We start from the raw sequence: 24,674 nt of genomic DNA, 5'->3' as shown, positions 1-24,674 counted from the left end.
TCCTAGCCGCAGACGTCGGCGAGACGGCGGGCGATGTCGCCCAGCGCGCGTATCTCCACGGCGGCTCCGATCGCCGCTGCGGCCTTTGGCATGCCGTAGACGGCACTGCTGCCCTGATCCTGGGCCAGGGTGAAAAAGCCACGCTCGCGCATGTGCTTGAGTCCTTCGGCGCCGTCGCGGCCCATGCCGGTGAGCAGCACGCCCACGGCATCGCCGCTCCAGTTCTCCACCACGCTGTCGAAGAACACGTCGATGGACGGACGGTAGATATGGCTGCTCGGCTCGGCGGTGTAGGCCAGCTCGCCGTTGCCCAGCAGACGGATATGGTGGTTGGTGCCGGCCAGCAGCACGCAACCGGGCTGCGGCGGCTCGCCCTGGCGGGCCAGGCGCACCGGGATGCTAGCCTGGGTCGAGAGCCATTCGGCCATGCCGGCGGCGAACACCTCATCGACGTGCTGCACGACCACGACGGCGGCGGGAAAGCTCGCCGGCAACCGGCTGAACAGCTCGGCCAGCGCCGCCGGTCCACCGGCGGAAGAGCCGATGGCCACCAGCTTGCGCGCGCCACTGCCCTTGCGCACCGGCTCGATGGCAGTGGGCGGACGGGTATCTCGCGGGGCATTGAGCCAGGCCAGGTTCTGCAGCTTGCGCAGCAGCGGGCGGGCCGCCTCCAGGGCATCGCCGGTGCCCATGGCCGGCGTGTTCACCGCGTCCACCGCGCCATGGCCCATCGCGTCGAACACCCGGGTCATGTTCTGTTCCAGATCGACGGTGACCACGATGATCGCGCAGGGGCTCTGGGCCATGATCCGGCGGGTGGCCTCGACGCCATCCATCACCGGCATCAGCAGGTCCATCAGCACCACATCGGGTTTCTGCGCGGCGCACATCTCGATGGCTTCCGCGCCGTTGGCGGCGACCCAGATCACCCGGTGCGCCGGCTCGAAGGCCAGCGCACGGCGCATCGCCTCCACTGCCAGGGGCATATCGTTGACAATCCCTATCCGCACTATGCACCTCCGATCAGGTCGACCACCGCATCCAGCAGGGCCTCATCGTGGAAGCTGGCCTTGGCCAGATAATAGTCGGCGCCAGCGTCGAGCCCACGCCGCCGGTCCTCTTCGCGGTCCTTGTAGGACACCACCATCACCGGCAGCGACTGCAGGCGGCTGTCGCGGCGGATCAGGGTCACCAGCTCGATACCGTCCATGCGCGGCATGTCGATGTCGGTGATGACCAGGTCGAAATGCTCCGAACGCAACGCGTTCCAGCCGTCCATGCCATCCACCGCCACCGCGACATCGTAGCCGCGGCCGAGCAGCAGCTTGCGCTCCAGCTCGCGCACGGTGAGCGAGTCGTCCACCACCAGCACGCGCTTGCGCGCCGCGCCACTCAGGCGGCCGCTGGAGTCGATGCGCTCCAGGCGGCCGGTGGCCAGCAGCTTCTCCACCGAGCGCAGCATGTCCTCGACGTCGAGAATCAGAACCGGCGTGCCGTCGTCCAGCAGGGCGCCGGCGGAAACATCCTGCACCTTGCCCAGACGCGGATCGAGCGGCAACACCACCAGGGTCCGCTCGCCGATGAAGCGCTCCACCGCCACGCCGTAGGCCATGTCGCGCTCGCGAATCACCACCACGGCGATCTCGTCGTCGCCGGTGTTCCCTTCGGGGCGTTGCAGCAGCTGGCTGGCCGAGACCAGGCCGAGGTGCCGGCCCTCGTGCCAGAACTGCTGGCGGCCTTCGAGCTGGACGATCTCGTCCGGCGCCAGGCGGCGCATACGCTCGATGTGCGCCAGCGGGAAGGCGTAGGCCTCGCCGCCGATGGTCACCACCAGGCTGCGCACCACCGAAAGGGTCAGCGGCACTTCCAGGTGGAACCGCGAGCCCTGCCCGCTCACCTGCTCCATGCGGATGCCGCCGCGCAGCTGGCGCACCATGTGCTGCACGGCGTCCAGGCCTACGCCACGGCCGGAGACCTCGGTGACCTGCTCGCGCATGCTGAAGCCGGGCAGGAACAGGAAGGTCAGCAGCTCGTCCTCGGTCAGCCGAGCCACGGTCTCCTCGGTGGACAGCTGGCGGCGGACGATCGCGTTGCGCAGACGCTCGAGGTCCACGCCGGCGCCATCGTCCTGCAGCTCCAGCACCAGCATTCCGGCATGGTGCCGGGCCAGCAGCTGGATGGCCCCCTCCTCCGGCTTGCCGGCCTGGCGGCGCACCTCGGGGGACTCGATGCCGTGGTCGACGGCATTGCGCAGCAGGTGGGTGAGCGGCGCTTCGAGCTTTTCCAGCACCTCACGGTCGACCTGGGTGGAAACGCCCTGCACGTCCAGGCGCACGCTCTTGCCCAGCGAGCGGCCGAGGTCGCGGACCATCCGGGTCTGCCCGCTGAGCACGTCGGAGAAGGGCCGCATGCGGCAGGCCAGCGCGGTGTCGTAGAGCGACTGGGCGCGCTGGCCGGCCTTGAAGCTGAATTCGTCGAGCTCGGCGATCTGCTCGCTGAGCAGTTGCTGGCACTCGCCGACCAGCCGCCGCGCGTCGGCCAGGTACGCCTGGGCCTCGGGGTCGAAACCGGCGCTGCCGACAGCATCGCGGGCGCCATCGAGCACGCGGCTGGCGCTGGCCTGCACGCGTTTCAGACGCTGCAGCGAGTCGAGCAGCGGCTTCAGGCGCTGGGATTCCACCAACGCCTTGCTGGAGTAGTCGAGCAACTGGTTGAGGCGCTCGGCGGTGACCCGCAGGACGCGGTCGCCAACGTCATCACCGTCGCTGGAGCGGCGACGCGGCGTCGGCTCGACCGTCACCTCGGGCTCGGCCGGCGGCGCGGGCGGCGGCGCTTCCTCGGGCAGGGGTGCCGGCGGCGGCACGAGGGGCGCGGCGCGGACCGGAGTCTGCCCGCTCACCAGTGCCTGCAGGCGTTCCACCATGGCCGGGACCTGCTCCTGTGCCCGCTCGGCGCGCTCGGCTTGGGCGTCGGCGATGTGCAGCAGGATGTCGGTGCCGGCCAGCAGCGCATCGATGTGCTCCGGCGCCAGCACCAGGCGCCCTTCCTGGGCGCCTACCAGGCAATCCTCCATCACGTGGGCGACCTGCACGCCGGCGTCCAGCCCGACGATCCGCGCCGCGCCCTTGAGCGAATGGGCCGCGCGCATGCAGGCTTCCAACTGGTCGGCTTGGGTCGGGTTGCGCTCCAGCGCCAGCAGGCCCTGGTTGAGTACCTGCGTCTGGGCCTCCGCCTCCAGGCGGAACAGCTCCAGCATCGAGGCATCCTTCATCTGATCCGGCGTCATGCGAGGCTCCGGGTGGCGGCTTCGAGCAACGCCTCGGGGTCGAGCAGGCGGACACTGCGCCCGCTCCACTGCAACACGCCATGGGTGAAGCGGTCATTGGCCGCCAGCGACTGCCCGGAGGCGGCGACCACGGCGGCGCTGTCCAGGGCGTGAATGCCGTCCACCTCGTCCACCGGCGACAGCACCGGACCGCTGGGCGCCGCCAGGATCAGCATGCGCGGCACCACCCGCCGGCCTTCGGTGGCGACGGCGCGCCGGTCGAGGCCGAGCAGTTCGCCCAACGAGATGCAGGCCACCAGCGTGCCGCGCACGTTCGCCACGCCCAGCAGCGCCGGGGAGCGCTGGTGCGGCAGGGAGTGCACCGCCGACTCGGAGGCGACCTCAGCCAGGGCGCGGGTCGGCAGCCCCAGCCATTCATCGCCGAGACGGAAGATCAGGTAGGCGCAGCCAACCTCGGGTGCCGCCTCATCGGCCTGCGGAGCACGCACGGCGGACTCGTCGCCCAGCGAATAGCGGTCCAGCAGGCGAATGGCCGCCGCCGCATAGACCTGGCAGTTGCGGCAATGAATATGCTCGGCGAGCTGCGCGCAGGACTTGTCGCCGCGCACGCCAATGCGGTTCCAGCAGTCGTCCACCGGTTCGGCGCGGGCATCCAGTTGCAATTCGTAGTCGTGCTCAGGCATCGCGCTTCACTCCTCGCGCGGCGCGTTCCTGCAGGCGCCGGGCTCCCTCCGCGTCGCCCTGGGCGGCGAGCAGCGCGGCCAGATGCAGGAGGCTTTCCTGATGATCGGGTTGCAGGTACAGCGCCTTGCGGTAGTAGCCCTGCGCCTGAGCTCCCTGGCCCTGGGCGTCGCTGAGCAGCCCCAGCCAGTAGAAGGCTTCGGCGCTGGGGCCCTGCTGCGCGAGCAGCGCCTCGCAACGCTGCCGCGCCTCGGCGGTCTGGCCGGAATTGGCCAACCGGGCGATGTCCGCCAGGCCGGCGCTGGCCGGCACGACGTGCGGGGCCGAGGCCGGCGCGGGCAGCGGGGCGTTCGGCTTCGGGTGGCGCGGGCGGACCGGCGCGACGCTGGGCTTGGTTGGCGCAGGGGCATGGCGGGGAGGCGGGGCATGCCTGGGCGACGGCGAAACGAAGGCCGGACGTGCCGCCGGCGCCTGGCTGTCCAGCGGGAAAGCGAAGGACTGCGCCACACCCAGCGGCCGCAGCCCCTGGCGGGACAGCAGGCTGGCCTCGGCGGGGCCGATGAACAGCACCCCGTCCTCGCGCGCCAGGCGACGCAGCACATCCACCACCCGCTCCTGGGTCACGCGGTCGAAGTAGATCAGCAGGTTGCGGCAGAACACATAGTCATAGGGTGCTTCGTCGGCCAGCAGCGCGGGCGCCAGCAGGTTGCCCAGCCGGAACTGCACCTTCGCCCGCACCGTCTCGCTGATCTGGAAGTCACCGTCCTCGCCGCGGAAATGGCGGTCACGGAAACCCAGATTCTCGCCACGGAAGGAATTGCGGCCATAACGGCCTTCCTCGGCGCGTTCGAGCACCAAGCGGCTGACATCCAGCGCGTCGACCTGGAAAGCCGAAGGTGCCAGCCCCGCATCGAGCAGCGCCATGACCATCGAATAGGGCTCCTCGCCCGACGAGCACGGCAGGCTGAGCAGGCGCAGGGGACGCGCTCCGGCCAGTTCGCAGACGCGGCGACCGGCCAGCTGGGCCAGCGCGGCGAATGACTCCGGATAGCGGAAGAACCAGGTCTCCGGAACGATCACCGCCTCGATCAGCGCCTGTACCTCTTCGGCGGACGCCTGCAGGCGCTCCCAGTAAAGCCCGACATCGCCCCCGGCGACCTTGCTGCTGCGCTGGCGTATGGCGCGGCCGATCACCGCATCGCCGACGGACTCGGCGTCCAGGCCGATGCGCTCCTTGAGCAACTGGGCGATGCGCGCATCGGTCATGCCACGCTCCCCGCCTCGCGCAGCAGACGCTCGCGAGCCTCATCGGTGAGCAACTGGTCGACCCGCACGCGCTGTAACAGCCCCTGTTCGTCCTCCAGCACCGGACCGAGGTAACGGGCGTTGCCGTTGTCCATTTCATAGTCGCGAAACGCCGCCGGATCGCGACGCAGGGTGTGGGTGGCCTGCTCCAGGATCAGCCCCAGATGCTGCTCGACAGCCTGCGCGTCCACGCGATAGCGCACCAGCACCAGCCGCGTGCTGGTACGCCGGGGGGCGCTGTGGCCGAAGGCGAGCTGGTTGAGGTCGAGCACCGGCAGCAGCTCGCCGCGATGGGCATACAGCCCAGCGACCCAGGCCGGTGCTTCGGGCAGGCGCTTGAGCGCCGGCAACGGCAGCACTTCGATGACGTCGTGCACGTCCAGCGCATAGCGGTCCGCGCCGAGGCGGAACTGCAGGTAGAGCCTGCCCGCCACCGCCGCGTCAGACCTTGAAGCGGGAGACGCCATTGCGCAGTCCGTTGGCTACCAGGTTCAACTCATCGATGGCGAAGCTGGCCTGGCGCAGGGATTCCACCGTCTGCCCGGTGGCCTCGCCCAGTTGCACCAGCGCCTGGTTGATCTGCTCGGCACCGGTGGCCTGGGCCTGCATGCCTTCGTTGACCATCTGCACGCGCGGCGCCAGCGCCTGCACCTGCTGGATGATCTGCGAAAGCTGCTCGCCGACCTGGCCGACTTCGGCGATGCCGCGGCGTACTTCCTCGGAGAACTTGTCCATGCCCATCACCCCGGCGGACACGGCGGACTGGATCTCGCGCACCATCTGCTCGATGTCGTAGGTGGCCACGGCGGTCTGGTCGGCCAGGCGGCGCACTTCGGTGGCCACCACGGCGAACCCGCGGCCGTACTCGCCGGCCTTCTCCGCCTCGATGGCGGCGTTGAGCGAGAGCAGGTTGGTCTGGTCGGCGACCTTGACGATGGTGGTGACCACCTGGTTGATGTTGCCGGCGCGCTCGTTGAGGATCGCCAGCTTCGCGTTGACCAGCTCGGCGGCGCCCATCACGTGGTGCATGGTCTCTTCCATGCGCGCCAGGCCCAGCTGGCCGGAGCCGGCCAGGGTGGAAGTCTGTTCGGCGGCGGAGGACACCTCGGTCATGGTGCGCACCAGGTCGCGGGAGGTGGCGGCGATTTCCCGCGAGGTGGCGCCGATCTCGGTGGTGGTGGCGGCGGTCTCGGTGGCGGTGGCCTGCTGCTGCTTGGAGGTGGCGGCGATCTCGGTGACCGAGGTGGTCACCTGGATGGCCGAGCGCTGCGCCTGCGACACCAGGCCCTTGAGTTCCTCGGCCATGCCGTTGAAGCCGGTCTCGATCACGCCGAACTCGTCGTTGCGCTCCAGCGCCAGGCGGGTGGTCAGGTCGCCGCCGCCCATCGAGCCCAGCCCGCGTACGACCTGGCGCACCGGCTCGGTGATGGCGCGCATCAGCAGGAATCCGCAGATCGCCGCCGCGACCAGGGCCAGTAGCATCGACACCAGCATGATGAGCTTGGCCCGGTGCACTTCGACGACGATATCGGCCGCCGCCGCGTCGGCGATCTCCTTGTTCAGGTCAATCAGGTCGTTGAGCGTCCGGCGGCCGTTCTCCCAGGCCGGGTCCAGCTTCTCCACCACCATCTGGCGCGCCGCGCCGCGGTCCTTGGTGTACTGGTCCAGCACCTGGGTCAGCAGCTCTTCGTAGACCTGCGCCTGCTGCTTGAAGCGGTCCAGCATCTGCCGGTCGCGCGCCTCATGGATGGTCACTTCGTACTTGGCGATGCGGTCGAACAGCACGTCATGGTTGGCGTTGAATGCCTGGCGGTCCGTTGCGTCGAGCGGCTTGTCCTCGTTCAGGCCGACCAGCATGTGCACCATCAGGATGCTGTCGGTCCAGGCCGAGCGTACGGTGGTCAGGGCATAGGTGCCCGGCATGGCGTCGTCGCTGACCCGCTTCGTACTGTCTTCGACGTCCAGCAGGCGGATATAGGAGATCACCACCATCAGCAGCATGATCGTGATGACGACAGCAAAGCTGGCCAGGATGCGTTGGCGTAGAGTCCAGTTCTTCACAGCGTTCCCCAGAAATGATCGAGACATGCCGACGGAAGTGCACTCGAAAGAGCTTAGGCTCGCAAATGCAAATTCCTACTAATTCCTCAGCAAGATAAGACATATAGTATCTGGAGACGCATAAAGCTCACTCCCTTATTCCAAATTTCCAGCACATTTTTCCTCCCCGCAAGGTCGCCCCATTCCACCCATGCTGCCCCTCGCCCTCGCCGCCCACGCCGGCCTGTTCCTCTCGGCCTTCGGCGCCGCCACCCTGCTGCCCCTGCAATCGGAAGCCGTGCTGGTCGGCCTGCTGCTTGGCGGGCAGTACCCGCTCTGGTCGCTGCTGCTGGCCGCCAGCCTGGGCAACGTGCTCGGTTCGCTGGTCAACTGGGTGCTGGGACGCGGCATCGAGCGCTGGCATGAGAAGCGCTGGTTCCCGGTCAGCCGGCAAGCGCTGGAGAAGGCCCAGACGCGCTACCGGCGCTTTGGCAGCTGGTCACTGCTGCTGAGCTGGGCGCCGCTGATCGGTGATCCGCTGACCCTGATCGCTGGCGTGATGCGCGAGCCGCTGTGGCGCTTCCTGCTGCTGGTGACCCTGGCCAAGGTCGGCCGCTATGCCGTGCTGGCCTGGCTGACGCTGGGCTGAAACGCCCGTCTGGCGCAGGCTTTCAGCATTTTCTGTCCGTTCGTCTTGTTGTGCCGTCGCCCCAAGGAAAGGCGTCAATAATGTCACTGCGCCACTATTTTGTGCCAGAACACACAGCCAACGACAGAAAGGGAATTCGCTATGTACAGAAGCATGAGTATCGGTCGCCGCGCCTCGCTGGGCTTTGCCATCATGGGCGCGTTGCTGGTGTTCCTCGGCGCATTCTCGCTGCTCAAGCTTTCCACCCTGCGCGCCGCCTCGGAAGAAATCGAAAGCAACTGGCTGCTGAGCCTCAACCACATGACCCAGCTGTCCAACGACATCGCCCGCATCCGCCTGGAATCGATGCGCCTGCTGGTCAACCAGGACGCCGCCATCCGCCAGCGCAGCCTCGACCTGATCGCCGATGCCCGGCGGGACAAGGAAAACGTGCTGCGCGACTACAGCCGCCTGATCCTCAGCGCGGAAGAACAACAGCACACCGACGAACTGACGCGCGCCCTGGATACCTACCTCGGGCACGTTGACCAGTTGCTGGAGAAGGTCAGCCGCGACGACCGCGACGGCGCGCTGCAGGTGCTCAATGGCAACATCGCCCAGCAGGGCAAGGAGCTCAACCAGCGCCTGACCGCGCTGATCGAATTCAACCGCCACGGCGCTGCCGCCGCTGCCGAGCGCGCCGTCGAGCAGTACCGCAACAGCCGCCTGGTGGTCGCCGGCATCCTTTTGGTGAGCATCGTGCTGACTGTGGTGCTGGCCTGGCAGCTTACCCGCAGCATCGTCGCCCCGATCAGCCAGGCGGTGCGGGTGGCGCAGACCATTGCCGGTGGCGACCTCAGCCAGCGCTTCAGCGTCGAAGGCCGTGACGAGCCGGCACAGCTGCTCAGTGCGCTCGCCGACATGCAGGGACAACTGCGCGAAACCATCCGTGGCATCAGTAACTCGGCCAGCCAGCTCGCTTCCGCCGCCGAAGAGATGAGCAGCGTGATGGAACAGAGCAGCCGCGCGCTGCAGCAGCAGAGCGACCAGATCGAGATGGCCGCCACGGCGGTCAACCAGATGACCAGCGCCGTCGAGGAAGTGGCCAACAACGCCGCCTCGACCTCCGCCGCCTCCCGCGATGCCATCGAGGCCGCCCGCTCCGGGCAAGGCCGGGTGTATGAAACCTCCACCTCCATCGGCGCCCTGGCCGGCGAGGTGGGCAGCGCCTCGCAACAGGCCGAGACCCTGGCCAACCAGGCCCAGGACATCGGTAAGGTGCTGGAAGTGATCCGCAGCGTCGCCGAGCAGACCAACCTGCTGGCGCTCAACGCCGCCATCGAAGCGGCGCGGGCCGGCGAAGCCGGGCGCGGTTTCGCGGTGGTCGCCGACGAAGTCCGCTCGCTGGCGCAGCGCACCCAGAGCTCCACCCGCGAGATCGAGGAGCTGGTGTCGGCCATCCAGACGGGCAGCGACCAGACCGTCGCCGCCCTGCTCAGCAGCAGCGCCCACGCCGAGCGCACCGTGGCCCGCACCGGCGAGGCCAGTGCCTCGCTGGAAGTGATCCTGGAGCGCATGTCGCAGATCAACGAGCGCAACCTGGTGATCGCCAGCGCCACCGAGGAGCAGGCCCAGGTGGCCCGCGAGGTAGACCGCAACCTGCTGGCGATCCGCGACCTGGCCACCCAGACCTCCGCCGGCGCCACCCAGACCAGCGCGGCGAGCCAGGAGCTGTCCCGCCTGGCGGTGGACCTGAACGGCATGGTGGCGCGATTTGTGGTCTAACCAGGGAATTTTTCCTACGCTGGCGTATCCAATGGCCATCATGGAACGCCACGGGGTGGATAGATGAACGTATTGAAATTGTCGGCCGTACTGGCTGCCGCTGCGCTGCTGAGCGCCTGCGGTGGCGGCAACCAGGCCAAGGTCTGCGGGTCGGATGATGTGAAGAACCAGTTGGTGAAGATCTTCCTCAGCGGGTCGCTGTCCAGCCAGGCCGATGCACTGACCAAGGCCGAGCTGAAGGACGTGGCGATCATTGAGAAGGACCCGGACAGCGGCGTGCTGGAATGCGTCGGCACGCTGTCGGTACCGGTGGTTGGACAAGTGGCGTCCGGCACCCTGAAATACCGCATCGCCCCGGCGGCCAAGTCGGACCACGACTACCTGCTGCTGCTCGCTGACGGCGACCTGGCCAATGCCTTTGCCAAGCGCATCGAGGGGATGGTCCCGCGGCAGTGAGGGTTATCCACAGGCAATGAAAAAACCGGCCCGCGTGGCCGGTTTTTTATTGGGCGCGTTTTATCGCTCTCGATTCGGTAGAGCATCGCGGGCGCACGACGCCGGTATTCGCCTGGGGATACCGCGTCATCCGCAATGGATTTCGCGGACAAGGTCCGCTCCTACGAAAGAGTCCCCTCCGCTCAAGCTCTTAGAAGACTTCCAGCGAAACGTCCGCGCACTCCGGACCGCCCCTTTCAGGAGGCCTCGTTGAATTGGAGTTTCTGGGGTTGAGCGACATGGATGTCGCGAGAGCTGCGATGGGCCAGGGATGGCCCTTCGCAGCGTGCCCCTGAAACTTCAATTCAACGAGGGAATTTTTCGCCTAAGCGAAAAACCGGATGGAGGGGCAAGACCTTTGCCCACTTTGGGTCGTCTGCCAAAGTGGGTCGCCCGAGGGGGCGAAACAAAATCTCTCAGCACACACCGAAGCGGCGCAGAAACACCAAACCCAGAAGAGCATCGCGGACAGAGTCCGCTCCTACGAGAGCTGCGTCTCAGAACCCTTCCAGATCGATCAGCTCCCCCTCGAAGGTGATCCAACCACCCTTCTCATTCGCCGCCCCATCCCGGATCTCACCGTAGTAGGACAACCCATTGTCCAGCGTCACGCAGACATGGGTGGGCTCCTCCGGCGCATCCAGCTGACCGTCGAAACTCAGCTTGATGATGCCCGGCTCCGGAGCGCTCAAGCTGGCCGGCACGCGCGCGTTGTCCACCGCCTCGGTTTCACGCCCCCAGTGCTCGGCGCTGACGGTAACGGTGAGGAATGCCTGACTCATGTTCGCTGGATCTCCGCAAAAGGCCCCGGAGCAACGCGCACCGGGCAATGGCGCAAGGGTATTCCAGCAGCGCCGCCCAGGCGAGCCCGGATCGCGCCGAATGAACACGAAGGGCGCCCGCAGGCGCCCTTCGTGACTGCTCCTCGATCAGTCAGCGTGGATATCGTTGTGGCGCGTCTCGCGCAGGAACAGCAACGCGCAGACCAGGCTCACCGCCGCGATCAGCACCGGGTACCACAGGCCGTAGAAGATATCCCCGGTGTACACCACCAGCGCGAACGACAGGGTCGGCAGCAGGCCACCGAACCAACCGTTGCCGATGTGGTACGGCAGCGACAGCGAGGTGTAGCGGATGCGGGTCGGGAACAGCTCCACCATCAGCGCCGCCAGCGGGCCGTAGCAGAGACAGGAAATCAGCACCAGTGCCACCAGGATGGTGATCACCATGCCCTTGTTGACCATCGACGAGTCCGCCTTGGCCGGGTAGCCCGCGTCCTTCACCGCGGCGCTCAGGGCGGCGGCATCGAAGCCTTCGATACGCTTCTCGCCCACCGTCACCACCACCCCGCTGCCGGCCGGCGCGGCCTCGCTGCTGTAGGGCACGCCGCTCTTCACCAGCAGCGTCTTCACCTGGTCACAGGGGCTGTCGAATTTGGCCTTGCCCACCGGATCGAACTGGAAGGTGCAGGTCGCCGGGTCCGCCATCACGGTGATCGGCGCGGTGCGCGTGGCCTGGTCGATCTGCGGGTTGGCGTAATGGGTCAGCGCCCCGAATAGCGGGAAGTAGCCCACCGCCGCCAGCGCCAGGCCCGCCAGCAGCACCGGCTTGCGGCCGATCTTGTCGGAGAGCCAGCCGGCCACCACGAAGAACGGCGCACCGATCACCAGGGCGACGATCAGCAGTTCGTTGGCAAGGGCGCCGTCCACCTTCAGCACCTGGGTTAGGAAGAACAGTACGTAGAACTGCGCGGTATAGAAGGTCACCGCCTGCCCTGCGTTGATGCTGAACAGCGCGGTGAGGACGATGCGCAGGTTCTTCCAGTTGGTGAAGGACTCCTTGAGCGGCGACTTGCTGGTCTTGCCCTCGGCCTTCATCTTCAGGAAGGCCGGCGACTCCTGCATCGACAGGCGAATCCAGGTGGAGATGCCCAGCAGCACGATCGACAGCAGGAACGGCAGGCGCCAGCCCCAGGTCTCGAACTCATCACCGGTCAACTGGCGGCAGGCGAGGATCACCAGCAGCGACAGCAGCAGGCCGCCGGTGGCGGTGGACTGGATCCAGCTGGTGTAGCTGCCGCGCTTGTTCGCCGGCGCGTGCTCAGCCACGTAGATCGCCGCGCCGCCGTACTCGCCGCCCAGCGCCAGCCCCTGGAGCATGCGCAGCGCGATGAGGATGATCGGCGCGGCCACGCCGATGGTGGCGTAGGACGGCAGCAGGCCGACGGCGAAGGTCGACAGGCCCATCAGCAGGATGGTGGCGAGGAAGGTGTACTTGCGCCCGATCATGTCACCCAGGCGGCCGAACACCAGCGCGCCGAAGGGCCGGACCAGGAAGCCGGCGGCGAAGGCCAGCAGGGCGAAGATGAAGGCGGTGGTGTCGTTCACCCCGGCGAAGAACTGCTTGCTGATGACCGCCGCCAGCGCGCCGTAAAGGAAGAAGTCGTACCACTCGAACACCGTGCCGAGCGACGAGGCGAAAATCACCTTGCGCTCTTCGCGGCGGGACGGCACCTGCCGCTCGTAGGACCTGCTCTGTGTCGCACTCGTCACTGCTGGATCAGACATTGCGGGCTCTCCTGCCCCTTCTGGGGCTCTTATTGTTGTTTCAGCCTCGACTGCCGCGGCGCTGCCGCGCGATGCCACTCACTTCACGCCAAAAATGGGCGACGGGATCGCCGTCACGCCACGGGAGCTTGCTGCTGCGCTTGCGCAATAGAAGGGATGACCTCCGGGTTGCGACTGGGTTCGCTCAAAATCATCTGCGCCGCCTTCTCGGCGATCACCAGCACCGGCGAACAGCTGTTGCCGGAGGTCAGGCTGGGCATGATCGAGGCGTCGGCAATGCGCAGGCCGGGAATGCCGTGCACGCGCAGCTGGCTGTCCACCACGGCCCCGGCGCCCTGCCCCATGCGGCAGGTGCCGGCCGGGTGGAAGATGGTGGTGCCGATCTCGGCGGCGGCACGGTGCAGGTCCTCTTCGGTCCGGTAGTCCGGACCGGGCTTGAACTCCTCAGGCTTGAAGCGCGCCAGAGCAGGCGCGGCGGCGATGCGCCGGGTCAGGCGGATGGCATCGGCGGCCACGCGCAGGTCTTCCGGGTGGCTCAGGTAATTGGGCTGGATGATCGGCTTGTCGCGCGGGTCCAGCGAGCGCAGCGCCACAGAACCCCGGCTCAACGGGCGCAGATCGCAGACCGACGCGGTGAACGCCGGGAAGCTGTGTAGCGGCTCGCCGAAGCGCTCCAGCGAGAGCGGCTGCACGTGGTATTCGAGGTTGGCCGAGCGCTGGTTCGGATCGGACTTGGCGAACGCGCCGAGCTGGCTGGGCGCCATGGACAGCGGGCCGCTGCGCTTGAGCAGGTACTCCAGGCCCATGCCCATCTTGCCCCACAGCGTGGAGGCGATCTGGTTCAGCGAAGGTGCGCCGCTCATGCGGTAGATCAGGCGCAGTTGCAGGTGGTCCTGCAGATTGCCACCGACGCCGGACAGCTCATGGCGCACGCCGATACCATGCTTCTCCAGCAGGTCGCGCGGACCGATGCCGGAGCGTTGCAGCAGCACCGGCGAGTTGATCGCGCCCGCGCAGAGGATCACTTCGCGCCTGGCCCGCAGCTCACGGCGCGCACCCTGCCAGTTCACTTCCAGCCCGGTGGCGCGGCCGTTTTCCAGCAGCACTCGGTGGGCCTCGACGTTGGTCAGCACAGTGAGATTCGGGCGGTTGGAAATGGGCCGCAGGAAGGCCTTCGACGCATTCCAGCGCACGCCGGAACGCTGGTTGACTTGGAAGTAGCCGCAGCCTTCGTTGTCGCCGCCATTGAAGTCCTCCACCGCCGGAATCCCCGACTGCGCCGCCGCCTCGCGGAAGGCATCGAGGATCGCCCAGGACAGCCGCTGCTTCTCCACCCGCCACTCGCCGCCGGAGCCATGCAGTTCGCTGGTACCGGCGAAGTGGTCCTCCATCTTCATGAACAGCGGCAGCAGGTCGTTCCAGCCCCAGCCGGGATTGCCCTCGGCGGCCCAGCCGTCGTAGTCCAGCGCCTGGCCGCGCATGTAGATCATGCCGTTTATCGAGGAGCAGCCGCCGAGCGTGCGGCCACGGGGGTACTTGATGGAACGGCCATTCAGGCCCGGCACCTGCTCGGTGTCGAAACACCAGTCGGTGCGCGGGTTGCCGATGCAGTAGAGGTAGCCGACGGGGATGTGAATCCAGGGGTAGTTGTCCGGGCCGCCGGCTTCGAGCAGCAACACGCGGTTGGCGGGGTCGGCGGACAGACGATTGGCCAGCAAGCAACCGGCGGGGCCCGCGCCGACGATCAGGTAGTCATAAGCATCCAGTGCCTGAGGCATGGAAAGTCCCTCGTCGTGCTTGTTCTTTTTGTATGAGGACCGAGCCTAGTCGTTCGTTCGTGATAAAAGAACACTCGTTTCGAGTCACCTGCTGTGCGTTTTCTAACAACAAGGACTGCCGAGATGTTCGACTGGAATGACCTGCGCTACTTCCTGGAGCTGCACCGCAGCGGCCGTCTGCTGACCACCGCCAAGCGCCTGGGCACCACCCACGCCACCGTGGCGCGGCATATCGAGAACATCGAGCGCGACCTCGGCACCCAGCTCTTCGCCCAGCACACCGGCGGCTACCAGCTCACCCCGGCGGGGCAGGCGCTGCTCAAGCACGCCGAGGCCATGGAAAACACCGCCCTGCTCGCCCAGGAGGAAATGAGCCAGGCCATCTCGCCGCTGGGGCAGATCCGCATCGGCGTCACCGAGGGCCTGGGCACCATGTTCCTGGCCCCGCGCATGGGCGAACTGATGCGCCGCTACCCGGGGCTGGAAGTGGAACTGGTCTCGGTGCCGCGCTTCGTCAGCATCACCAACCGCGAGGCGGACATCGCCATCACCCTGGAGCGCCCCAGCGCCGACCTGGTGATCAGCCGCCGCCTCACCCGCTACCGCCTGAGCCTGTTCGCCAGCCCCGCCTACCTCGCCTCCGCCCCGCCCCTGCGCGACCGCGAGGACCTGAGCCGGCATCCGTGGATCGGCTACGTCGACGACCTGCTGTTCAGCCAGGAACTGCTGTTCCACCACAGTTTCTGCCGCCACCCGCAGGTGGTGTTCCGCAGCACTAGCGTGGTCGCCCAGCAGCAGGCCGCCCATTCAGGGATCGGCATCGCCATCCTTCCGCAGTACATGGGCCTGAATGACCCACTGCTGGTGCCGGTGCTGCCGGAGGAATTCATCGAGCGCGAATACTGGATGTGTACTCGGCGGGAATTGCACCGGTCGGTGCGCCTGCGACTGGTGTGGGATTTCCTGGTGGAAGTCTGTGGGCGGGAACAAGGGATTCTGGTGGAAGGGAAAACCGGAGTACTCGCGTAGGGCGCATAAAGCGGAACGCTTTATCCTCCGATGGGATGGCGAATAACGCTTGGGGCGTTATGCGCTCAATGCGCCGCTCATGGACACATAATGATTGCATATAGCCATCACTATTTATAATATTCACATAAATCACCTTGAATGGAAGTCATGTGAAAACCATAAGATACCCGTCCGCCTGCACAGTTGACTCTATATTTTCTTTCTGCAATGCAATCAATGAAAGCGATGATGAAAAAGAAATAGTCATCGATTTTTCCGGCATGGGTCGAATAGAGCCATTCTCGATGGTATACATTGCAAAATTTATTAGAGACTTCACAAGTAGAAACCGTGAAACTCAGGTTAGGTGCAGCGGATTCAAAGAGAAAGAATATGCGGCAAACATGGCCTTCTTTCGCGCCTTTGGTTTAAAACACGGGAGAGAGCCAAACTGCGTTGACGGCAACGAACGTTTTGTCCCATATACAATCCTCCGAATCCAAACCATTGTTGATGAAGCCTCAAAAGAATGGGAAGTAGAGCAGGAAATTATTGAGCGACGCTCTGCACATCTGGCAAGTATTCTTACCCAGCAGAGAAATGGCAATCTGGTAGACGCCTTAACGTTCTCAATCCGCGAAATAATGCGCAATGTTTACGAGCATAGCGAATCTAAACGAATTGACTACTGCGCTCAGTACTGGCCATATTACAACAAGGTAGAGATTGCGATAACCGACAGCGGAATCGGGCTCAAAAGTTCACTTCAGGCCAATCCATACATAGAGATTGCATGTCATAGCGATGCAATTCAACAAGCATTAATGCCCGCCATTTCGAGTAAAAATTTCAAAGGAAAAAAGATAGACAAAAACAACCCATGGCACAACTCGGGATTCGGCTTATACATGATCAGCAGAATATGCCGACTAGGAGGGAGTTTTTTAATTTGCTCCGGCGATCATGGCATAAAACTTGATGAGAATGGAAAAGAGCACATCCATCTTCCTCATATATGCCGCGGCACCGCGGTAAGAATGGTATTGAACACTGACAGGCTAACAGAACTGGCTCCGATGCTGGCAAAATTCAGGGAAGAGGGATACGAAATCGCGAGACAAATAAAGGATGTCGGGGTTTACGAAGCCTCCGCGGCCTCACAAATGCTCTCCCGAGATTTTCAAGGAAGAATGGAATAACCCCAAATTGACGCCAAAGGTGTAAACGACTAAATTCCGCCCCGGTGCTGAACACACCCTCTCACAGCGGTACGACGCATGCCCGAAAGCATGCGCACTAGGCGGCTATAGCCTTTGCTATGGCCGGGTAGCGCGCAGCTATACAAAACCCGAAAGGGGAAATCTGCGGGCCGTCTGTGAGCGGTGTTCAAGTACCCGGCCACCCCCTTCTGAACAAAGGGTGTGCTTTGAACAATCTCACAGGAAATCACTATGTCCATGGACGCTTTCACTGCCTCAGGGCAGCCATCCTCGCCTCTTTTCCCCACCCTCTTCTTCCGCCACAAACGCCGCCTGCGCGCCCTGTTGATCGAAGGGCAACCGTGGTTCGTCGTGCACGATCTGGCCAAGCTGATGAACGCCTTTCTGGAAGACCGCGTCGGGCGCAATCTCGATGCGGATCAGGTGTGCCGCTCGATGGTCCAGGGCGACCACGGGTTGGCCGAAGAAATGGAGCTGATCAGCGAGTCGGGCCTGTATGCCTCGCTGATCTACTTCCACCATCCGGAGAATCGCTGCATCCGCCAGTGGATCACCCACACCGTGGTGCCGAGCCTGCGGGCGGAGACTCAGGCGCCGGATGAGCGGCCACAGCGACGGCTGCTGCGCTGGGAGCGCCAGCAGTTGAGCGTGCTGGATTGGCAGGGGCAGGTCTGGGTGCCGTTGCCGGAGCTGTCGCAGGTGTTGCCGCCGAGTTGAGGTCGGGCGCCCCGCAGCCAGTGCTGCGGGGCGCTTCAGCCGCCGAGGCAGCGAGTTAGGCGGCGGCTTTCACGGTGGGAGCAGTGCCGCCGGCGACGTGCAGGATGTGCGGGTTGTCGTCGAGATAAGCCTGGATTCGTTTGGCGCTGCGCATGTCCTCGTAGGCCTTGCCGACCCACCGTGCGGCCAGGACGGACAGCAGGAAGCCGGCGGCGCCCAGGAGGAATCCATAGATCGGCATTTTCACGATCAGCGCTGCCCAGACGAGTGCGCCGCTCAGCGTGAGTGCGACGCTGACGATCAATGCGCACCACGCTTCCCAGGCATCCACCGGCTCGAAGTGAATCCGGGGGTATTGCCCGAGCGGCAACATCTTCAGGTACCGGGCCGCCGCGCGAACCTCTTCCGGCTCCCAGAGGCCGGCCCGGAACAGCTTGATGAGCACCAGCATCTGCTTTCGGTTGGCGCGTACACCGGACACCACGCGGAACTTCTCCAGCTCCAGTTCGCCGTCCAGGTAATTCGCCAGTTCACCCTCCGTTCCGGCGTCGGCGCGCATCTCCGCAAGGGACTTCAATCGCCCTCTGGCGAAGTATCCCGGTTCGAAATCGGAGGCCCTGCGCAGCATGATCAGGGCCCTCACCAGTGCAGCCGCCACGCCGACGAAGGCCGCAACGCCCGCCAGCCCGGTCAAGAGTAAATCCCACCAATTGGCCGCCATTTCCGCTCCTCCCACGACAAGAAAGGGCGCACCCTGCCATGGCAGAAGTTGCGGTCTCCATAGGCGACCCAGCGGATAAGAAAGTCCGCTGCGAACTACGGAAATGGCATACACGTGGGTCGGCGAAATGCCAACGTTCTGAGGGGTGCACTGGCGAGCTTTCGTGGGAGCAATTGTCTTCTTCTGGGGAGTCCGTGCCGATGCATCCCCCTCACCCCAGCCCTCTCCCTTAGGGAGAGGGGGCGGTCCGAGCCGACTGACGCTAAGGCTTATCCTGCACCAAACGGTCCCCTCTCCCCCTGGGAGAGGGTTAGGGTGAGGGCCGCCGCAAGCGCAGATGCATCTCGTAGGAGCAACTGTCTTCTGGGCTCCCGCGTTCGCGGGAGTGACGATGTCATGCACCGCACTCCGCACGCGTCTTCCCCGCGAACGCGGGGACCCAGAAAACAACGTACAAGCGGACCTTGTCCGCTCCTACAGGAAGCCCGCGCGGGGATTACTGCCGCGCTGGCTCAGCCATTCGTGGCGCATTGCAACGTCACGGCTCGCCCCTACGACGAGCAATCCGCATCAGACCCGCAACACACCACGGAACCCGCGCGCGGCGTAATAGGACTGTGCGCCGTTGTGGTAGACGAACACGGTGTCGTAGCGGCGGTCGCAGAACAGCGAGCCACCGAGCTTGCGAATGGCCGGCGGGGTCTGCACCCAGCTGGAGGTCTTGAGGTCGAACTCGCCGAGTGTCTGCAGCTCGCGGTATTGCGCCTCGCTGAGCAGTTCGATGCCCATCGCCGCGGCCTGTTCCAGGGCGCTGCCGGTGGGTTTGTTTTCCTTCCGGGCGTCCAGCGCCTCTCGGTCGAAGCAGAGGCTGCGACGGCCGGCGGGGCTTTCCGGGGAGCAGTCGACGAAGAGGTATTCGCCGCTGGCCTCGTCCTGGCCGACCACGTCCGGTTCGCCGCCGGTGTTTTCCATTTCCTGCAGCGAACGCAGCTTCTCCGGGCTGGACTCCAGCCGGGCCTGGACCTGGGCCCAGTCGATGCCGGGATGGCGGCTGGCGTGCTTGTCGAAACGTGCTTGCAGCACGCTCACCAGGTCGGTGCGTTGTTTGGCGTTCATCGGGTTCTCCAGTCGATCCTTCGAGTGCGCCGATCGAGCGTAGCGGCAACGCTCTATCGACGCATGTGGGTGGAAGCCCGGTAGAAGGCGGGTTACTCGGCGCGGGCGCGTTCGACCTTCTCGGAGGCCGACCAGATGCGATAGCGCACTTCCACATCCTTCGGCGCGTAGATCACGATCGGCAGCTTGCTGTTGTAGCGCAGCACGAAGCCATCGCCGACCACCGGCACGAAGTCCTTGCGGGTCTTGCCGTCCGGGCAGGCCATCAGGGTGCTCGCCGGGCCGCTGACCTTGTCCAGGCGGTAGTAGGAGTAGCCCCAGCCTTCCAGGGTCTTCTCTTCCAGGGTGCCGCCCAGGCGCTGGCGGTTGCAGTCGACGGTCAGCGTCTTGCCGGCCAGCACCTCGACCTTGAGGTCGTCTTCGCGAGCCTGCTTGGGCAGGTGGATGACCTGGCGGACGAAGCCGTCCTCGGCCTTGGGATAAGGCGCGACGTCTTCGAGCTTGGCGGCATTGGCCAGGGTGGCGGTGGCGCTAAGCAGCAGCGCGGTGGGGAGGGTAAATCGAACGAACGGCATGAAGCCTCCTTGCAGAATTGAAGAACGAACGCACCGCCTGGATGCGTTCGTCCGAGTCCTTTTGACCGCGAAACTGTACGAATACTCCTACAGACGGGCTTGAAGTTGTATCAAGCTACTTCACCGCCGGCCTTCGCCTGCTGCTCCAGATGCGCCTGCAGCTCGGGATCGAGGTTGAGGTTGTAGGCGAGTTCGTCGAGGTAGGTTCGTTCGGCATCCTGCTGGTCATCCACCAGCATCACGCTGACCAGGTACATCTCCGCGGCCACGGCGGGATCACCCTGAGCGGCCTGGGCGACGTCGGCGGCATCCAGCGGCTTGCGCATCTCGGTGTCGATCCATGCTTGCAGTTGTGGCTCGCCGGCATGGCGCTGCAACTCGGCCTGGATGGCGGCCTGCTCACGCTCGTCGATGCGGCCGTCCGCCTTGGCCGCCGCCAGCATGGCCTGCAGGATGGCGTGGCTGTGGGCCTCGGCCTCTGCGCCATCGAGCTGGTCGACAGTGGTCAGCGACTGCTGCTGGGAAGCATTGGCACTCTGCTGGCGTTGCCAGTTCTGGTAGGCCTGGAACGCCATCATGCCCAGCGAGGCGAGCATGGCGTAGTTGACGCCTCCGCCGCTGGAGCGTCCTTGCGGCATGCCACCACCGCTGTTGCCGCCGCCGAGCATGCTGCCCAGCACGCCACCCAGGCCGCCGGCGCCACCGCCGCTGCCAGCACCGAGGATCGAGCCCAGGCCACCGCCTGCGCCGCCACCCAGCAGCCCGCCAAGCAGACCACCCAGGCCACCCAACGGGTCCGCGCCGCCCTGTTGCTGTTGCGCCGCCGAGCCCTGTCCGGCCCGCAGCAGTTGTTCCAGTAGATCGGTTGTGTTCATGACCAGTCCCTCGCCTTCGCGCGGTGTGCGTTGGGCAACGATAGTCCTGCCACACCGATGCGCCAGCGCTGTCCGCCGGCCGGCCCGCGGTGGTCGGGACGCCCGGCGACGGAGCCTATCGGGCCGCTGCGCTCAATACCGGAGCAATGCGCCCCGGCGCGCCGCCTTTGCGGCCGATTGCGAGGGGTGTCACGCCTTTCATGCAGGCACGGCTTGCAGGGCCTTGTTAGCCTGGGCTTCCAGCTCGGCCTTGAGGCCGACGTCGAGGCTCAACTGGCGGGCCAGTTCGTCGAGGTAGGCGCGCTCCATGAAGTTGGTTTCGTCGATCATCAGCAGGCTGGCCAGGTACATCTCGGCGGCCATCTCCTCGCTGGTGGCGGCGCGGGCGACTTCGGCCGGGTCCAGGGGCTTGGCCAGTTCGCGGTCGAGCCAGCCCTGCAGCTCGACGTCGCCGGTGAGCCTGGCGATCTCGCCGTCGATCAGCTGGCGTTCGCGATCATCGAGATGCCCGTCGGCCTTCGCGGCGGCAACGATGGCCCGCAGGATGGCATGGCTGTGCTGTTCGGCCTGGGCCGGCGGCAGGCGGTCGACGGTCTGCGGCTCTCCGCGCGGGGCGCTGGCCTGTTTCTGCTGCCAGTCGCCATAGGCCTTGTAGGCGAGCACACCGAGCGCCGCGAGGCCGCCGTAGGTGACGACCTTGCCGCCCATCTTGCGCGCCTTCTTGCTGCCCATCAGCAGGCCCAGCGCGCCCGCCGCCAGGGCACCGCCACCGGCGCCGGAGAGCAGACTGCCAAGGTCCAGGCCGCCTTTGCCGGATGAAGAGGGCTGGCCGCCGTCCTGCCGGGCCATGCCGTTGTTCTGCAGGAGGTCCTGGCCGGATTTGAGCAACTGGTCGAGCAGGCCGCGTGTGTTCATGGCGATCTCCACTGTCTCTTGGAATCGAAAAATGTGGATTCCGACTCTAGCCCGACGAGCGATTCAGACAGAGCGACAGTGTGCTTCCGAATATTGCGAGCCCTTCCCGGCGGGCCCGCAGGGCAATAAGCAGCTTTCCTTCGATAAAAAAGAATGGTCCTATAGATTTTCGATAATCAACAATGAAAAGGGCTGGAGTGCCGTTCTAGACGCCTGCACTCTGCCATCACCGATTCGCAAGCGGCCCACCGCCCATGATGACGCTCCGCCAGATCCGCCATTTCATCGCCGTCGCCGAGACCGGCTCGATTTCCGCCGCCGCCCAGGCCGTGTTCATTTCCCAATCGACCCTGACGCTGGCCATCCAGCAGCTGGAAGAGGAAATCGGCGTGCGCCTGTTCGACCGCCACGCCAAGGGGATGACCCTGACCCACCAGGGCCACCAGTTCCTGCGCCAGGCGCACCTGATCCTGGCCACGGTGGAGAACGCCAAGCGCAGCCTGCAGCAGAGCACCGACCAGGTGGCCGGCAGCCTGACCATCGGGGTGACCAGCCTGGTGGCGGGCTATTACCTGGCGGACCTGATCAACCGCTTCCAGCGCGCCTATCCCAACGTGCAGACCCGCGTGGTGGAGGACGAGCGCCCCTACATCGAACACCTGCTGGTGAGCGGCGAGATCGACGTCGGCGTGCTGATCCTCTCCAACCTGGAAGACCGCCACGCGCTGCAGACCGAAGTGCTGACCCACTCGCCGCACCGCCTCTGGCTGCCGGCGCAGCATCCTCTCCTGGAACGCGACAGCATCGCCCTGGCTGATGTGGCCGGCGAGCCTTTGATCCAGCTGAACGCCGACGAGATGGGCCTGCACACCCAGCGCATCTGGTCCCGCGCCGGGCTGGTGCCGCAGGTGACGCTGCGCACCGCCTCGGTGGAAGCCGTGCGAAGCCTGGTGGCGGCGGGCCTGGGCCTGTCGATCCAGCCGGACATGACCTACCGCCCCTGGTCCCTGGAAGGCGACATCATCGAGGCGCGGCCGCTGGTGGACCTGTCCGAGCCGCTGGACGTTGGCCTGGCCTGGCGTCGTGGCACCGCCCGCCCGCCGCTGGTGGACCCGTTCCTCACCGTGGCCCGCGAGCAGCCCAACGCGAAGAAGCTTTCCATCTGAACGTAGGGCGCATAACCGCTTGCGGTTATGCGCCAACAGGAATCGCGGAGGCACCGACGGCGGATAACGCTTGCAGCGTTATGCGCCCTACGACTCTGGCACCCGTGAACCAATCATTCGATTTAATAGAACGCCGCTTTCAGTAATTAGAATTTGTCGACCCCACGCCCGGACTCTAGTCTCTGCCTCCATACAAAGGGCCAGCTCCGGGTATCGCCCCATCCGGAGCACGCACATGGCCACCGAAAACAAGACAGATAAAAGACGAGCTTCGAAGATGACCGGCGCAACCCTGCACACCGCCTTGCTGATCGACGGCCAACTGGTCGCCGGCGACGGCATTGCCGAGCCGATCATCAACCCCGCCAGCGGCGAGACCCTCATCAGCATCGCCGACGCTTCCATCGATCAGGTCGAGCAGGCCATCGCCAGCGCGCACCGCGCCTTCCCCGCCTGGTCCCGCACCACGCCAGCCCAGCGCGCCGCCGCCCTGCTCGCAATTGCCGATGCCATCGACAAGCGCGCCAATGATCTCGCCCAGCTGGAATCGCTGAACTGCGGCAAGCCGCTGCATCTCGCTCGCCAGGACGATATCCCGGCCACCGCCGACGTGTTCCGTTTCTTCGCTGGTGCCGTGCGCTGCCAGCAGGGCCAGCTGGCCGGCGAATACGTGCCCGGCCACACCAGCATGGTGCGCCGCGACCCGGTGGGCGTGGTCGCCTCCATCGCGCCGTGGAACTACCCGCTGATGATGGCCGCGTGGAAGATCGCCCCGGCCCTGGCCGCCGGCAACACGCTGGTGTTCAAGCCGTCCGAGCACACCCCGCTGAGCATCCTGGCGCTGGCCCCGGCCCTGGCGGAAATCCTTCCCGCCGGTGTGATCAACATCGTCTGCGGCGGCGGCGAAGGCGTCGGCAGCCATCTGGTCAGCCACCCGAAGGTGCGTATGGTGTCGCTCACCGGCGACATCGTCACCGGGCAGAAGATTCTCCAGGCCGCCTCGCGCACGCTCAAACGCACCCACCTGGAGCTGGGCGGCAAAGCGCCGGTGATCGTCTGCAACGACGCCGACCTCGAAGCCGTGGTCCAGGGCGTACGCACCCACGGCTACTACAACGCAGGCCAGGACTGCACCGCCGCCTGCCGCATCTACGCCCAGGCCGGTATCCATGACCGCCTCGTCGCCGAACTGGGCGACGCCGTGGGGAGCATCCGCTTTGCCCGCAAGCGCGACGCCGACAACGAGATCAGCCCGCTGATCAGCGCCCGCCAGCGCGACCGCGTGGCCAGCTTCGTCGAGCGCGCCCTCGGCCAGCCGCACATCGAACGCGTCACCGGCGCCGCCGTGCATTCCGGCCCCGGCTTCTACTACCAGCCGACCCTGCTGGCCGGCTGCAAGCAGCAGGACGAGATCGTCCAGCGCGAGGTGTTCGGCCCGGTGGTCACCGTGACCCGCTTCGACCAGCTGGAGCAGGCGGTGGACTGGGCCAACGACTCCGAATACGGCCTGGCCTCATCGGTGTGGACGCAGAACCTGGACAAGGCCTTCCAGATCGCCAACCGCCTGCAGTACGGCTGCACCTGGATCAACACCCATTTCATGCTCGCCAGCGAGATGCCCCACGGCGGGCTCAAGCGCTCGGGCTACGGCAAGGACCTGTCCAGCGACTCGCTGCAGGACTACAGCGTGGTGCGCCACATCATGGCGCGTCACGGCCAGCGACTGGATTGAACCATCCGGCGGGGCACCCGCCGGCACATAAGAAACGCCCCGGCGGTACGCCGCGCGAGGG

Annotated in this window: 22 protein-coding genes; 8 read left to right on the top strand and 14 right to left on the bottom strand. The window is 65.7% G+C overall.

Going from position 1 to position 24,674, the window contains the following annotated elements:
• Positions 1–2: 2 nt before the first annotated feature.
• Genes ACNFBT_RS02185 through ACNFBT_RS02160 form a run of 6 tightly spaced genes read right to left on the bottom strand, consistent with a single transcriptional unit; the run spans position 3 to position 7,333 of the window.
• Complete coding sequence (locus ACNFBT_RS02185) at positions 3–1,010, bottom strand: chemotaxis response regulator protein-glutamate methylesterase (RefSeq protein WP_416746052.1); 1,008 nt, start codon at positions 1,008–1,010, stop codon at positions 3–5.
• On the bottom strand, positions 1,010–3,286 hold the full coding sequence (locus ACNFBT_RS02180) for a hybrid sensor histidine kinase/response regulator (RefSeq protein ID WP_416746050.1): 2,277 nt from the start codon (positions 3,284–3,286) through the stop codon (positions 1,010–1,012). The genes ACNFBT_RS02185 and ACNFBT_RS02180 overlap by 1 nt, the downstream gene beginning before the upstream one ends.
• On the bottom strand, positions 3,283–3,969 hold the full coding sequence (locus ACNFBT_RS02175) for a chemotaxis protein CheW (protein ID WP_416746048.1): 687 nt from the start codon (positions 3,967–3,969) through the stop codon (positions 3,283–3,285). Before ACNFBT_RS02175 ends, ACNFBT_RS02180 begins: the two co-directional genes overlap by 4 nt.
• Positions 3,962–5,233: a CheR family methyltransferase gene (locus ACNFBT_RS02170; protein ID WP_416746046.1), complete on the bottom strand. Its 1,272-nt coding sequence runs from the start codon at positions 5,231–5,233 to the stop codon at positions 3,962–3,964. Before ACNFBT_RS02170 ends, ACNFBT_RS02175 begins: the two co-directional genes overlap by 8 nt.
• The gene (locus ACNFBT_RS02165) at positions 5,230–5,739 is read right to left on the bottom strand and encodes a chemotaxis protein CheW (RefSeq protein ID WP_416746044.1); all 510 of its coding nucleotides are present in this window, start codon (positions 5,737–5,739) and stop codon (positions 5,230–5,232) included. The genes ACNFBT_RS02170 and ACNFBT_RS02165 overlap by 4 nt, the downstream gene beginning before the upstream one ends.
• Positions 5,714–7,333: a methyl-accepting chemotaxis protein gene (locus ACNFBT_RS02160; protein ID WP_416746042.1), complete on the bottom strand. Its 1,620-nt coding sequence runs from the start codon at positions 7,331–7,333 to the stop codon at positions 5,714–5,716. The genes ACNFBT_RS02165 and ACNFBT_RS02160 overlap by 26 nt, the downstream gene beginning before the upstream one ends.
• Positions 7,334–7,523: 190 nt before the next feature.
• On the opposite strand from ACNFBT_RS02160, the gene ACNFBT_RS02155 reads away from it, so the two are divergent.
• The 3 genes from ACNFBT_RS02155 (at position 7,524) to ACNFBT_RS02145 (ending at position 10,181) form a co-directional block, all read left to right on the top strand.
• Positions 7,524–7,961, top strand: a complete 438-nt coding sequence (locus ACNFBT_RS02155; RefSeq protein WP_416746040.1) for a YqaA family protein — start codon at positions 7,524–7,526, stop codon at positions 7,959–7,961.
• A 153-nt stretch (positions 7,962–8,114) separates the two neighbouring features.
• Complete coding sequence (locus ACNFBT_RS02150; protein WP_416746038.1) at positions 8,115–9,725, top strand: methyl-accepting chemotaxis protein; 1,611 nt, start codon at positions 8,115–8,117, stop codon at positions 9,723–9,725.
• Positions 9,726–9,788: 63 nt separating this feature from the next.
• Positions 9,789–10,181: a hypothetical protein gene (locus ACNFBT_RS02145; protein WP_416746036.1), complete on the top strand. Its 393-nt coding sequence runs from the start codon at positions 9,789–9,791 to the stop codon at positions 10,179–10,181.
• A 536-nt stretch (positions 10,182–10,717) separates the two neighbouring features.
• On the opposite strand, the gene ACNFBT_RS02140 is transcribed toward ACNFBT_RS02145, so the two are convergent.
• From ACNFBT_RS02140 to ACNFBT_RS02130, 3 genes are all read right to left on the bottom strand, one after another.
• Positions 10,718–11,002 carry a hypothetical protein gene (locus ACNFBT_RS02140; protein WP_416746034.1) on the bottom strand — a complete coding sequence of 95 codons (285 nt, stop codon included), beginning with the start codon at positions 11,000–11,002 and terminating at the stop codon, positions 10,718–10,720.
• 147 nt (positions 11,003–11,149) lie between these two features.
• On the bottom strand, positions 11,150–12,787 hold the full coding sequence (locus ACNFBT_RS02135) for an MFS transporter (protein ID WP_416746032.1): 1,638 nt from the start codon (positions 12,785–12,787) through the stop codon (positions 11,150–11,152).
• Positions 12,788–12,900: 113 nt separating this feature from the next.
• A complete protein-coding gene (locus ACNFBT_RS02130) occupies positions 12,901–14,565 on the bottom strand; it encodes a GMC family oxidoreductase (RefSeq protein ID WP_416746030.1) in 1,665 nt (554 codons plus the stop codon).
• Between the two features lie 123 nt (positions 14,566–14,688).
• Here ACNFBT_RS02130 and ACNFBT_RS02125 point away from each other — a divergent pair, with 123 nt between their 5' ends.
• The 3 genes from ACNFBT_RS02125 to ACNFBT_RS02115 all read left to right on the top strand — a co-directional run bounded on the left by ACNFBT_RS02125 (position 14,689) and on the right by ACNFBT_RS02115 (position 17,513).
• Entirely contained in the window at positions 14,689–15,594 is a 906-nt protein-coding gene (locus tag ACNFBT_RS02125; RefSeq protein ID WP_416746028.1) for a LysR family transcriptional regulator, read from the top strand.
• Positions 15,595–15,746: 152 nt separating this feature from the next.
• Entirely contained in the window at positions 15,747–16,775 is a 1,029-nt protein-coding gene (locus ACNFBT_RS02120; protein ID WP_416746026.1) for a hypothetical protein, read from the top strand.
• Between the two features lie 258 nt (positions 16,776–17,033).
• Positions 17,034–17,513, top strand: coding sequence for a Bro-N domain-containing protein (locus tag ACNFBT_RS02115; RefSeq protein WP_416746024.1), 480 nt, complete (start codon positions 17,034–17,036; stop codon positions 17,511–17,513).
• A 55-nt stretch (positions 17,514–17,568) separates the two neighbouring features.
• On the opposite strand, the gene ACNFBT_RS02110 is transcribed toward ACNFBT_RS02115, so the two are convergent.
• The 5 genes from ACNFBT_RS02110 to ACNFBT_RS02090 form a co-directional block, all read right to left on the bottom strand.
• Positions 17,569–18,234, bottom strand: coding sequence for a hypothetical protein (locus tag ACNFBT_RS02110; protein WP_416746022.1), 666 nt, complete (start codon positions 18,232–18,234; stop codon positions 17,569–17,571).
• A 570-nt stretch (positions 18,235–18,804) separates the two neighbouring features.
• Positions 18,805–19,350, bottom strand: coding sequence for a DUF4256 domain-containing protein (locus tag ACNFBT_RS02105; protein WP_416746020.1), 546 nt, complete (start codon positions 19,348–19,350; stop codon positions 18,805–18,807).
• Between the two features lie 92 nt (positions 19,351–19,442).
• Positions 19,443–19,925, bottom strand: a complete 483-nt coding sequence (gene eco / locus ACNFBT_RS02100; RefSeq protein WP_416746018.1) for a serine protease inhibitor ecotin — start codon at positions 19,923–19,925, stop codon at positions 19,443–19,445.
• Between the two features lie 110 nt (positions 19,926–20,035).
• A complete protein-coding gene (locus tag ACNFBT_RS02095; RefSeq protein ID WP_416746016.1) occupies positions 20,036–20,800 on the bottom strand; it encodes a tellurite resistance TerB family protein in 765 nt (254 codons plus the stop codon).
• 198 nt (positions 20,801–20,998) lie between these two features.
• Positions 20,999–21,715: a tellurite resistance TerB family protein gene (locus ACNFBT_RS02090; RefSeq protein WP_416746014.1), complete on the bottom strand. Its 717-nt coding sequence runs from the start codon at positions 21,713–21,715 to the stop codon at positions 20,999–21,001.
• 254 nt (positions 21,716–21,969) lie between these two features.
• On the opposite strand from ACNFBT_RS02090, the gene ACNFBT_RS02085 reads away from it, so the two are divergent.
• Positions 21,970–22,881 (top strand): LysR family transcriptional regulator, encoded by a 912-nt coding sequence (locus ACNFBT_RS02085; RefSeq protein ID WP_259756729.1) that lies wholly within the window; start codon positions 21,970–21,972, stop codon positions 22,879–22,881.
• 277 nt (positions 22,882–23,158) lie between these two features.
• Positions 23,159–24,613, top strand: coding sequence for a gamma-aminobutyraldehyde dehydrogenase (locus ACNFBT_RS02080; protein ID WP_416746012.1), 1,455 nt, complete (start codon positions 23,159–23,161; stop codon positions 24,611–24,613).
• Positions 24,614–24,674 lie beyond the last annotated feature (61 nt).

The sequence above is a fragment of the Pseudomonas sp. NY15181 genome, assembly GCF_048068055.1.
Taxonomy (GTDB): domain Bacteria; phylum Pseudomonadota; class Gammaproteobacteria; order Pseudomonadales; family Pseudomonadaceae; genus Pseudomonas.
The sequence above is the reverse complement of the archived record's forward strand: the minus strand, read 5'-3'. Positions and strand labels throughout refer to the sequence as shown.

Excerpts from the sequence above, each read along its gene's own strand:
- ACNFBT_RS02105 (WP_416746020.1), bottom strand. The coding sequence starts at position 19,350 with ATGAACGCCAAACAACGCACCGACCTGGTGAGCGTGCTGCAAGCACGT.
- ACNFBT_RS02085 (WP_259756729.1), top strand. The coding sequence starts at position 21,970 with ATGATGACGCTCCGCCAGATCCGCCATTTCATCGCCGTCGCCGAGACC.
- ACNFBT_RS02080 (WP_416746012.1), top strand. The coding sequence starts at position 23,159 with ATGACCGGCGCAACCCTGCACACCGCCTTGCTGATCGACGGCCAACTG.
- ACNFBT_RS02150 (WP_416746038.1), top strand. The coding sequence starts at position 8,115 with ATGAGTATCGGTCGCCGCGCCTCGCTGGGCTTTGCCATCATGGGCGCG.
- ACNFBT_RS02175 (WP_416746048.1), bottom strand. The coding sequence starts at position 3,969 with ATGCCTGAGCACGACTACGAATTGCAACTGGATGCCCGCGCCGAACCG.
- ACNFBT_RS02125 (WP_416746028.1), top strand. The coding sequence starts at position 14,689 with ATGTTCGACTGGAATGACCTGCGCTACTTCCTGGAGCTGCACCGCAGC.
- ACNFBT_RS02110 (WP_416746022.1), bottom strand. The coding sequence starts at position 18,234 with ATGGCGGCCAATTGGTGGGATTTACTCTTGACCGGGCTGGCGGGCGTT.
- eco (WP_416746018.1), bottom strand. The coding sequence starts at position 19,925 with ATGCCGTTCGTTCGATTTACCCTCCCCACCGCGCTGCTGCTTAGCGCC.
- ACNFBT_RS02145 (WP_416746036.1), top strand. The coding sequence starts at position 9,789 with ATGAACGTATTGAAATTGTCGGCCGTACTGGCTGCCGCTGCGCTGCTG.
- ACNFBT_RS02135 (WP_416746032.1), bottom strand. The coding sequence starts at position 12,787 with ATGTCTGATCCAGCAGTGACGAGTGCGACACAGAGCAGGTCCTACGAG.
- ACNFBT_RS02130 (WP_416746030.1), bottom strand. The coding sequence starts at position 14,565 with ATGCCTCAGGCACTGGATGCTTATGACTACCTGATCGTCGGCGCGGGC.
- ACNFBT_RS02090 (WP_416746014.1), bottom strand. The coding sequence starts at position 21,715 with ATGAACACACGCGGCCTGCTCGACCAGTTGCTCAAATCCGGCCAGGAC.
- ACNFBT_RS02170 (WP_416746046.1), bottom strand. The coding sequence starts at position 5,233 with ATGACCGATGCGCGCATCGCCCAGTTGCTCAAGGAGCGCATCGGCCTG.
- ACNFBT_RS02095 (WP_416746016.1), bottom strand. The coding sequence starts at position 20,800 with ATGAACACAACCGATCTACTGGAACAACTGCTGCGGGCCGGACAGGGC.
- ACNFBT_RS02140 (WP_416746034.1), bottom strand. The coding sequence starts at position 11,002 with ATGAGTCAGGCATTCCTCACCGTTACCGTCAGCGCCGAGCACTGGGGG.
- ACNFBT_RS02155 (WP_416746040.1), top strand. The coding sequence starts at position 7,524 with ATGCTGCCCCTCGCCCTCGCCGCCCACGCCGGCCTGTTCCTCTCGGCC.
- ACNFBT_RS02165 (WP_416746044.1), bottom strand. The coding sequence starts at position 5,739 with ATGGCGTCTCCCGCTTCAAGGTCTGACGCGGCGGTGGCGGGCAGGCTC.
- ACNFBT_RS02180 (WP_416746050.1), bottom strand. The coding sequence starts at position 3,286 with ATGACGCCGGATCAGATGAAGGATGCCTCGATGCTGGAGCTGTTCCGC.
- ACNFBT_RS02115 (WP_416746024.1), top strand. The coding sequence starts at position 17,034 with ATGGACGCTTTCACTGCCTCAGGGCAGCCATCCTCGCCTCTTTTCCCC.